Source organism: Actinosynnema sp. (genome assembly GCF_052038725.1).
Genome location: NZ_JBQGCX010000310.1, coordinates 1 through 10,103 on the forward strand (window position 1 = coordinate 1; position 10,103 = coordinate 10,103).

The following is a 10,103-nucleotide window of genomic DNA, read 5'->3' on the forward strand; positions in this document are numbered from 1 at the left end:
ATCAGCGCCACCGCCCACACCGTTGCGCGCCGCGCGTCCACCGGCAGCCCGGAGGCGACCCGGCGCACCGCGAGGTCGCCGACCGCGTCGGCCAGCGCGCTGCGGTGCTCGACGGGGTCGGCGTCGGCGAGGTCCCGGCACAGCTCGACCTCGGCGAGCGCGGCCTCCACCGCCTCCTCGCGCAGGTGGGCGAGCGCGGCGCGGGCGCTGAGCACCCCGTGCAGCTCGGCGCGCTCCACCGGGTCGTCGCCCGCCCCGTCCAGCAGGACGCGGGTGAGCTGGGCGGTCACCGGGTCGCCGTGGAAGCGCTCGTCGTCGAACACCCGCCTGGCCACCGCCGCCACCGCGCGCGGCGGCAGGGCCGCCAGGGTCGCGGCGGTCGCGGTCGACGCCAGCTCGGGGCGCGCGGTGAACAGCTCCCCCACCCGGTGCAGCACGTGCGGCCAGCGCTGGGCGGCGCGCGCCAGGATCTGCAGCGATCCGGGGGTGCGCTCGGGGTTGATCCGCTCGTCCAGCAGCGCCACGGCGAGCACGTCCTCCGCGAGCCGTCCGGGCGGCGGCTCGGCGGTGGGGTCCAGGCTGACCAGCCACCGCACCAGCTCCACCTGGCCGCCGCGCACGCCGTGCACCTCGGCCAGCGCGGCCAGGTGCAGGTCGAACGCCGTGCGGAACACCGAATCCGCGCTGCCAGGGGCGCGGGCGCCGGTGATCGTGCCCGCGAGCGGGTTCGGGGCGGGCAGGCCGAGGGCGGACGCGTAGTAGCCGCAGGCCTGGGCGAAGTCGCCGGGGTCCGGGTCCAGCCGCAGCTCGCCGCAGGTGTGGTCGAGGTCCGCGGCGCGCTGCCTGGCCGCCGACCACCACCAGCCCGCGTCCCGCGCGATCAGCAGCAGCCGGGGGTGCTCGGCGAGCGTCGCGCGCAGGTCGGCGGCCGGGACCAGGTCCGCGTCGTCGACCACCGCGACGATCCCCGCCTCGTGCGCGAGCCGGGTCTTGCCGACCCCGGACGGCCCGTGCAGCAGCAGCAGGGACGGGCCGCGCGAGCTGTCGCGCCAGCGCCGCAACCTGCCCAGCTCGGCGGTGCGCCCGTGCAGGGGCACGGCGGCGCGCAGCGGGTCGAGCAGCTCCGCGGGGGAGGGCGTCCGGTCCACGGCGCCCATCGTCCTCAGCGGCGGGTGACACGAAAGAGACATCCCCGCCGTCGTTGTCGGGGGTGGCGCGCAGAATCAAACACATGTTCGCAGCCTTGGTCCGCGAGGGCGACAACGCGGGACGCCTTCAGGCGCTGTCCGACGACGGCGTCCCGGTCGGCGCGCCCGTGCGGACCGACGACCTGGCCGCCGAGGTCGCGGCGCACGAGGCCGCGCACCGGCCGCGCTGGCTGTGGGCGTCGACCGAGGAGGTGTACCCGGAGCTGCTGGCGCGCGGCGCGCGGGTGGAGCGGTGCCACGACCTGCGGCACGTCGAGCAGCTGCTGCTCGCGCACCGGGGCGGGCACCGCGAGCCGCGCGACCTGGCGGCGGCCGTGGCCAGGCTGGACGGGCTGCCCGCGCCCGACGACGTGGCCCCGCGCAAGAAGGACGACCAGCCGGTGCTGTTCGAGCCGGAGCGCGCGCCGCTGCCCGGCGGGGTCGACCCGCTGGACGCGGTGGTGCGGGTGCACGCCGAGCAGCGGCGGGTCGCGGCCGGGCTGCCGCCGTCGCTGCGGCTGCTGTTCGCCGCCGAGTCCGCGAGCGCGCTGGCGGGCGCGGAGATGACGCACTTCGGGCTGCCGTGGCGGCGGGACGTGCACGAGGAGCTGCTGGCCGACCTGCTCGGGCCGAGGACCGCGCCGGGGGTGAGGCCGCGCAGGCTCGCCGAGCTGGCCGACCGGATCACGGCGGCGTTCGGCGGGCGGGCGGTGAACCCGGACAACCCGGCGAGCATCGTGCGCGCGTTCGCCAGGGAGGGCGTGGACGTGCCGTCCGCGCGGGCGTGGGTGATCAAGGAGCTGGACCACCCCGCCGCCGAGCCGCTGCTGGCGTACAAGGAGCTGGTGCGGCTGTGGGTGGCGCACGGCTGGTCCTGGTTGGACGCGTGGGTGGCGGACGGGCGGTTCCGGCCCGACTACGTCGTCGGCGGGGTGGTGTCCGGGAGGTGGGCGACGCGGGGTGGTGCGGCGCTGCAGATCCCGCGCTCGCTGCGCACGGCGGTGCGCGCCGATCCGGGGTGGGTGCTGGTGGCGGCGGACGCGGCGCAGCTGGAGCCGAGGGTGCTGGCGGCGCTGTCGCGGGACCGGCGGCTGGCCGAGGTCGCGGGCGAGGACGACCTGTACACGACGCTCGCCGCGGACTCGTTCCACGGCGACCGGGGGCAGGCGAAGATCGCGATGCTGTCGGCGATGTACGGCGGCACCAGCGGCGGGGCGGCGGAGCTGCTCGCGGTGCTGCGGCGGCGGTTCCCGGACGCGGTCGGGTACGTGGAGCGGGCGGCGCGCGAGGGCGAGCGGGGCGGGGTGGTGCGGTCGCGGCTGGGCCGGACCTCGCCCACGCCGTCGCAGGCCTGGCACGAGGCGACGGGGAGCACCGACGACGGGGAGGACGCGCTGCGGCGCTCGCAGCGGGCGGCGCGGGAGTGGGGGCGGTTCACCAGGAACTTCGTGGTGCAGGCGAGCGCGGCGGACTGGACGGCGGCGCTGCTGGGCGCGCTGCGGAGACGGCTGCACGAGCGGGCGCCGGAGGCGCACCTGGTGTTCTTCCAGCACGACGAGGTGCTGGTGCACTGCCCGGCCGGGGCGGCGGAGGCGGTGTGCGCGGAGGTCGTGGCGGCGGGTGAGGAGGCGTCGCGGCTGGTGTTCGAGGGCACGGACGTGCGGTTCCCGCTGAAGGCGGTGGCGGTGGAGCGGTACTCGGACGCGAAGTAGGTGGAAGGCGGGCTGGGGCGGGGGCGACCTAACCGGGCGCGACCTGGCCGCCCGGCGGGCACTCGCAAACCGCCCAGTGGGCACGCGCAAACCGCCCGGCGGGCACGCGCAAACCCTCCAGCGGACACACGCAAACCGTCCAGCGGGCACGCGCAAGCCCCCAGCGGGCACTCGCAAGCCCTCCGGCGGCGGGACAGGACCGTCCAGCGGCCCCCACCGCCCGTCCGCTGGGTGCCGGAACTTCGGTTTTGTCGCAAGTAGCGCCGGTCGGCCCCTTGCCCTCCGCCCGTGAGAGCGCTCTCATGATGTGACCGCCGCGTGACGAGGAGGTCACCCGAGCCATGTCCGACACCAAGCGCAGACGACTCCTGGCGGCCACGGCCGCGTTGGCCGTGCTGGTCCCCGCGGCAACGCTCGCGGCCGTCTCCGCGAACGCGTCCGTCCCGAGCCAACCCGGCTGGACGCTCCAGTGGAGCGACGACTTCGACGGCCCCGCGAACACGCTGCCGTCGTCGTCCAACTGGATCATCGACCAGGGCCACGGCTACCCCGGCGGCCCCGCCAACTGGGGCACCGGCGAGATCCAGAACTACACGAACAGCACCAGCAACCTGAAGCTCGACGGCTCCGGCAACCTGCGCATCACCGCCCTCAAGGACGGCGCGGGCAACTGGACGTCCGGGCGCATCGAGACCCAGCGCGGCGACTTCAAGCCCCCCTCGGGCGGCAAGCTCGCGATCGAGTCGCGGCTCCAGATGCCGAACGTGACCGGTGACGCCGCGCTCGGCTACTGGCCCGCGTTCTGGGCGCTCGGCTCGCCGTACCGGGGCAACTACTGGAACTGGCCCGCCATCGGCGAGTTCGACATCATGGAGAACGTCAACGGCCTGAACAGCGTGTGGGGCGTGCTGCACTGCGGCGTCAACCCCGGCGGCCCGTGCAACGAGACCAACGGCCTGGGCAACAGCCGGGCCTGCCCCGGCTCCTCGTGCCAGTCGGCGTTCCACACCTACCGGTTCGAGTGGGACACCTCGGTCAGCCCGCAGCAGCTGCGCTGGTACGTCGACGGCCAGCAGTTCCACAGCGTCAACCAGGGCCAGTTCGACGCCACGACGTGGAGCAACATGACCGGCCACGCCGGGTACTTCGTGCTGCTGAACCTGGCGATGGGCGGCGCGTTCCCCAACGGCGTCGCGGGCTTCGGCACGCCGACGGCGGCCACCCAGTCCGGGCACTCGCTGGTGGTCGACTACGTCGCGGTGTGGTCGGCGGGCGGCGGCGGCACGACCCCGACCACCACGACCACTCCCCCGCCCGGCGGCAGCGGCTGGGACGCGTACGCGGACATCCAGGCCGAGCAGGCGACCACGCGCAGCGGCGGGACCGTCGAGTCCGCTTCGGACACCGGCGGCGGGCAGGCCGTGGCGCGGCTGGGCAACGGGAACTCGCTGAAGTTCTCCGGCGTGCGGTTCGGCAGCGGCGGGGCCAGCCAGTTCCTCGGCCGGGTCGCGTCGGGCGCGGGCGCGGGGATCAGCGGGCTGGTCGAGGTGCGGCTGGGCAGCCCGACCGCGGCCCCCGTCGGCAGCTTCTCGGTCGGCGGCACGGGTGGTTGGCAGAGCTGGCGGACGGTGCCCGCGAACATCAGCCGGGTGACCGGGACGCACGACGTGTACGTGACGTTCACCAGCGGTCAGCCCTCGGCGTTCGTGAGCGTGAACTGGGTGAAGTTCGGCAACTGACCAGGTGACGGGTGACCGCCCGCCCTCCCGGCTACCGTGGGACGCGTGTACCGGGAGAGGCGGGCGCACTCGGGCCTGCGCTGCGTGTGGCGGCGCGAGGTCGACGCGGGCGCGGTGGGCGGGCAGGTGCGGGTCGTGCCGGACGGCTGCACGGACCTGCTGTTCTCCCCCGGCGACGGCAGGCTGTTCGTCGCCGGGCCGGACACGCGCGCGCACCTGAGCGCCGGGTCGGGCGCGCTGCACGCGGTGCGCTTCCCGCCCGGCGTCGGACCGTCGGTGTTCGGGGTCCCCGGCGCCGAGCTGCGCGACCGGCGGGTGCCGCTGGACGCGCTGTGGGGCCCGGTCGACGCCCTGCTCGACCGGCTGCTGACCGCCGCCGACCCCGAGGTGGTGCTGGCGCGGGAGTCGGTGCGGCGGCTGCGCGAGTCCCCGCCGGACCCGGTGGCGCGGGTGATCGCGGCGACCGTGGCGCGACCGGGCGGGGTGGCGGGGCTCGCGGACGGGATCGGGCTCAGCGAGCGGCAGCTGCGGCGGCGCAGCGCGGCGGCGTTCGGGTACGGGCCGAAGGTGCTGCAGCGGGTGCTGCGGTTCGACCGGGCGGTGGCGCTGGCGCGCGCCGGGACCGGGTTCGCGGAGACCGCGGCGCGCACCGGGTACGCCGACCAGGCGCACCTGTCGCGCGAGGTGCGGGAGCTTGCCGGGGTGCCCCTGGGCGTGCTGGTCGGGCGGTGACCCTCAGGCGTCGAGCCTGCCGTGCGCGCGCAGGGCCAGCAGCGCCTCGATGGTGACGACGGGCCGCCACTCGTGCTCGGTCGCGGGCGTCCACACCGGCCACGGGAACGTCCAGCCGCCGTCGTCCTGCTGCCCTGCGGCCAGCGCGTCGAGGTCGCGGGCGAGCTCCTCGGCGGTGAACCAGCGGACGGCCAGCGACTCCGGGGTGGGCGCGTAGTCGTGCGGCTTGTGCACCTCGCCCGCCGCGTACCCCTCGTGCACCGCGCCCGTGCCCAGCTCGACCAGCCCCTGCGCGCGCACCAGCTCGCCGAGCTTCCCGGCGGCCTCCTCGGCGCGCGGCCGGTCCGGGACGTGGTCGAGGAACCGCAGGCAGGCGTTGACCTCGTACGGGTGCGACTTCTCCAGCGAGTCGACGCGCTCCCAGCAGAACGCGGTGGCCGCGTCGAGCCTGGGGTGCTCGGCGCCGATCTTGTGCAGGGTGCCCGCGAGCAGGCCGGTCATCAGCAGGTCGCTGGCCGGGTCGGCGACCCACCAGGGCGCGGACGGGCCGTCCGAGGCCAGCGAGTTCGGCACGCCGCCGTCGGCGTTGGTGATCGTGGTGAGGAACTCGCAGGCGGCGGCGCCGTGGGAGCGGTCGCCCGCCTCGTCGAGCAGGCTGAGCGCGGTGTGGACGTGCAGCGGCTGGCTGGCGGGCCCGCGCCCGTCGGGTTCGAGGGCGTGCCCGAACCCGCCGTCGTCGTTGCGGTGCGCCAAGACGGCGTTGACGACGGGGGCGGCGGGACCGCCGTCGAACAGCAGGGCGAACCTCCGCTGCTCCAGGGCGCGGGCGTGCAGCCAGACGAATTTCCGGGCTCGTTCGATCATGCGACCGACCCTAGGCGCGGGGTGGGCGCGCGGTCTTGAAGGAAACGGACACGTCCCCGAACGGGGTCGGCGGGCATCAGCGTCCGGGCATCAGCGTCCGGGCGCGGCGCGCAGGGCGTCCCGCCCCAGCTCGGCCGGGCTGCGGTGCCCGGACAGGCCGAGGGTGAGGTCGAAGTCGGCGAGTAGCGAGCGCAGCACGTGCCGCACGCCCTGCTGGCCGCCGTGCGCGAGCCCGTACGCGTAGGGCCTGCCCAGCAGCACCGCGCGCGCCCCGAGCGCGAGCGCCTTGAGCACGTCGGCGCCACCGCGCACGCCCGAGTCGAACAGCACCTCGATCCGACCGGCGACCGCGTCCACGACCTCGGGCAGCGCGTCGAGCGCGGCCACCGCGCCGTCGACCTGCCTGCCGCCGTGGTTGGACACCACGACCCCGTCCATCCCGGCGTCGGCGGCGCGCAGGGCGTCGTCGGGGTGCAGGACTCCCTTGAGGACGATCGGGCCGTCCCAGTGCTTGCGCAGGAACGGCAGGTCCTCCCAGCGGTGGTCGGTGCCGGTGAACATCTGCACCCAGCGCAGCACGGCCTCGGTCAGGTCCTCCTCGGGCGGCGCGCTCAGACCGGCGCGGAACACCGGGTCGCTGAACGGGGTGGCGGTGCCGATGCCCCGGATGAACGGCAGGTAGGCGTGGTCGAGGTCGTGCGGGCGCCAGGCGAGGGTCCAGGTGTCCAGGGTGACCACGAGGGTGGTGAACCCGGCCTTGCGGGCGCGGTCGAGGAGGCTGGCGCACACCTCGGGCTCGTTGGGGCGGTAGAGCTGGAACCAGCGCGGCCCGTCACCGGCGGCCTCGGCGACCTCCTCGATGGTGTGCGAGGAGGCGGTGGACAGCACGAACGGCACGCCCAGCTCGGCGGCGGCGCGCGCGGTGGCCAGCTCGCCGTCCGGGTGCAGGATCGACTGGACGCCGATCGGGGCGAGCAGCACGGGCGCGGGCATCTCCGTGCCGAGCACGGTGACCCCGAGGTGCCGCTGGCTGGCGCCGGTGAGCATCCGGGGCACGATCCGCCACCCGTCGAACGCCTCCCGGTTGGCGCGGGCGGTGGCCCCGCTCCCGGCGGCCCCGGCGACGTACCAGTAGGGACCGGGCCCGAGCCGCTGCCGGGCCGACTCGGCCAGGCCCTCGGGATCGGTGGTGAACGGCGGCACGGTGCCCGCCAGACCTTGGAGGTAGATCTCGTTCTGGTAGGCGGCGAACTGAGCAGTCACGTCGTTCCACCTCCGCTGGGCCGCACCGCACCGCTTCGGACTGCAGATCATGCTGGTGCCACCCCGCCCCACCCGCAAGCCGCGACCCCGCGGGGGTGCGGTGACGCCTGGTCGGGTGGAGCGGGGTGGCGGGGGGCGGGGGGCGGCCACCCGCCGGCGCGACGGCACGGGGGTGGACGCGCGAGAGCCCCACCCGCGTGGTGCAGGCCTGCGGGTGGGGCTCTCATGTGGCCGGTCCGGGCCGGCTGGCGGCTGGCCGGTCGATCGGCTGGTCGACCGTGCGGCGGCGGGCAGTGCGGGCGCGTCAGCCAGCGGGCGCGTCGAACAGCGGGCGCGTCAAACGGCGGGCGCGTCGAACAGCGGGCGCGTCAGCCAGCGGTCCGAATGCCGGCGGGCGCGTCAGCCAGTGGACCGGATGCCTGCGGACCGGCCCCGGTGGCGTCAGCCAGGCCGGTTCGACCCCCCGCCGACCGGCGCGCCGCGCGTGGCTCACCCCCTACCCTCGCCCGCCTCCCTCCGCACGTCCTGCTTCACGTCGCGCTTGCGGGTCGGGCGCTTCGCGCGGCCCGCGTTCGGCCCCCACCGGCCGTCCAGGGCGATCGCGATCGGGGCCGCCGTGACGATCGTCGACGCGGTGCCCGCGACCAGGCCGATCAGCAGGGCGGTGGCGAAGTCGGCGAGCGAGCCGTCGCCGAGCACGAGCAGCGCGGCCAGGACGAACAGGACGCCGATGCCCGTGTTGACCGTCCTCGGGATGGTCTGGAGCACGGCGCTGCCGACGAGCTCCGGGTAGGCGCGCCTCGGATCGGCCCCGCGCAGCTCGCGGACCCGGTCGAACACCACGACCGAGTCGTTGACCGAGTAGCCGATCACGGTGAGCAGCGAGGCCAGGAACACGCCGTCCGCCGTCTTGCCCATCCAGGCGAACGCGCCGACGAGCACGACCACGTCGGCGACCAGCGCGGAGACCGTGGCCAGGCCGAGGCGCCAGTCGAAGCGGTACGCGAGGTACGCCAGCTGCGCGGCCACGGCGATGGCCAGCGCGATCAGCGCGTTGCGGCGCAGCTCGTCGCCGAGGCTGGGGCCGATCAGCTCGTTGGCGACCTGCTCCGCGCCGCCGGTGGCGCGGTCGACCGCCTCGCCGATCCGCGCGGACGCGGCCTCGTCGATCGGGCCGGTGCGCACCGACACGCCGCTGTCGCCGGAGGTGACGACCACGGCGTCCGGGAAACCGGCGTCGGCGAGCGCGGCGCGCACCCGGCCGGTGTCGGCGGAGGCGGCGGTGAACTCCAGCATCCGGCCGCCGGTGAACTCCACGCCGTGGTCGAGGCCGCGCACGGCCAGGCCGGACAGCGCGGCGACCGCGATCAGCGCGGCGGCGACCAGCCAGCGCGTCGGGCGGCGGAACAGCACGATGCCGCGCCCGGTCAGCCAGGTGCGCACCCGGCCGAGGTCGTGCAGACCGCTCCAGCGGGGGCGGCGCTCCAGCACCGGCGTGATCAGCTGGAGCAGGACGCGGCTGAGCACGAGCGCGCTGAACAGCGAGGCGATGACGCCGATGGACAGCGTCACGCCGAAGCCCTTGACCGGTCCGACCGCCAGCCAGAACAGCAGTCCGGCGGCGAGCAGGGTGGTGGCGTTCGAGTCGGCGACGGCGCTGAACGCGCCCCGGAACCCGAGGTCGACCGAGCGGGGCATCCGGCGGCGGCGGGCGAACTCCTCGCGGGCGCGCTCGAACACCAGCACGTTCGCGTCCACGGCCATGCCGACGGCCAGCACGAACCCGGCCAGGCCCGGCAGGGTGAGGGTGGTGCCGATCGCGAGGAGCGCGGCGTAGGACACGGCCGCGTAGGCGACCAGGGCGAGTACCGCGACCAGACCGGCGAGCCGGTACACGCCGATGAGGAACAGGCCGGTCAGGGCGACGCCGATGATCGCGGCGCGGGCGCTGGCGTCGATGGCCTCGGCGCCGAGCGTCGGGCCGACGGTGCGCTGCTCGACCACGTCCACCGGCACGGGCAGCGCGCCGGAGCGGATCACCAGCGCCAGCTCCTCGGCCTCGTCCTGGGTGAAGGAGCCGGTGATCTGCGTGCTGCCGCCGATCATGCCGGTGCCGCAGCCGACGGACGGGTCGACCTGCGGCGAGGAGATCACCTCGTCGTCGAGCCGGAACGCGATCTGCCTGCGCGGGTCGCCGGGCGGCGCGCAGGCCGCCTCGGCGCTGACCCGCTGCCAGGCGGCGGGGGCGTCGCCCTGGAACTCGATGCCGACGGTCCACCCGATGCCGCCCTGCGCGGGCGCGGCCTGGGCGTTCTTGATGCCGTCACCGGTCATGACGGCGTCCCCGAGCGCGATCCCGGTCCCGGCCGGGGAGGGCGTGTCACCGACGCCGGTGACGGGGTGGACGGAGAGCTGCGCGGTGCGGCCGAGGACCTCGACGGCCTCGGCCGGGTCCTGGACGCCGGGCAGCTCGACCACGATGCGGCGGTCGCCGGAGCGGGCGAGCACGGGTTCGGCGACGCCGAGCTCGTCGACGCGGCGGCGCAGCACCTCCATGGCCCGGTCGGTGGCCTCGGAGGCGCTCCCGTCGGGCGTCTCGAGCACGA

7 protein-coding genes are annotated in these 10,103 nt (G+C 75.9%); 3 read left to right on the top strand and 4 right to left on the bottom strand.

Annotated elements, in window-relative coordinates; all coding sequences use genetic code 11:
- Positions 1-1,148: hypothetical protein (locus ACTUAL_RS06125; RefSeq protein WP_440899559.1), on the bottom strand; the 1,148-nt coding region annotated here is incomplete at its 3' end.
- A gap of 83 nt (positions 1,149-1,231) precedes the next feature.
- Between ACTUAL_RS06125 and ACTUAL_RS06130 the strand changes: the two genes are divergently transcribed.
- The 3 genes from ACTUAL_RS06130 (at position 1,232) to ACTUAL_RS06140 (ending at position 5,370) form a co-directional block, all read left to right on the top strand.
- Entirely contained in the window at positions 1,232-2,899 is a 1,668-nt protein-coding gene (locus tag ACTUAL_RS06130; protein ID WP_440899560.1) for a bifunctional 3'-5' exonuclease/DNA polymerase, read from the top strand.
- A 341-nt stretch (positions 2,900-3,240) separates the two neighbouring features.
- Complete coding sequence (locus ACTUAL_RS06135) at positions 3,241-4,638, top strand: carbohydrate-binding protein (RefSeq protein ID WP_096491777.1); 1,398 nt, start codon at positions 3,241-3,243, stop codon at positions 4,636-4,638.
- A 45-nt stretch (positions 4,639-4,683) separates the two neighbouring features.
- Positions 4,684-5,370 carry a helix-turn-helix domain-containing protein gene (locus ACTUAL_RS06140; RefSeq protein ID WP_232519707.1) on the top strand — a complete coding sequence of 229 codons (687 nt, stop codon included), beginning with the start codon at positions 4,684-4,686 and terminating at the stop codon, positions 5,368-5,370.
- Positions 5,371-5,373: 3 nt separating this feature from the next.
- Here the strand turns inward: ACTUAL_RS06140 and ACTUAL_RS06145 are convergent, their stop codons facing one another.
- The 3 genes from ACTUAL_RS06145 to secD form a co-directional block, all read right to left on the bottom strand.
- Positions 5,374-6,234: a hypothetical protein gene (locus tag ACTUAL_RS06145; RefSeq protein WP_440899561.1), complete on the bottom strand. Its 861-nt coding sequence runs from the start codon at positions 6,232-6,234 to the stop codon at positions 5,374-5,376.
- Positions 6,235-6,324: 90 nt separating this feature from the next.
- A complete protein-coding gene (locus tag ACTUAL_RS06150; RefSeq protein WP_440899562.1) occupies positions 6,325-7,497 on the bottom strand; it encodes a lactate 2-monooxygenase in 1,173 nt (390 codons plus the stop codon).
- Between the two features lie 489 nt (positions 7,498-7,986).
- Positions 7,987-10,103 (bottom strand): protein translocase subunit SecD (gene secD / locus ACTUAL_RS06155; RefSeq protein WP_440899563.1); only part of this gene is annotated, 2,117 nt, incomplete at its 5' end.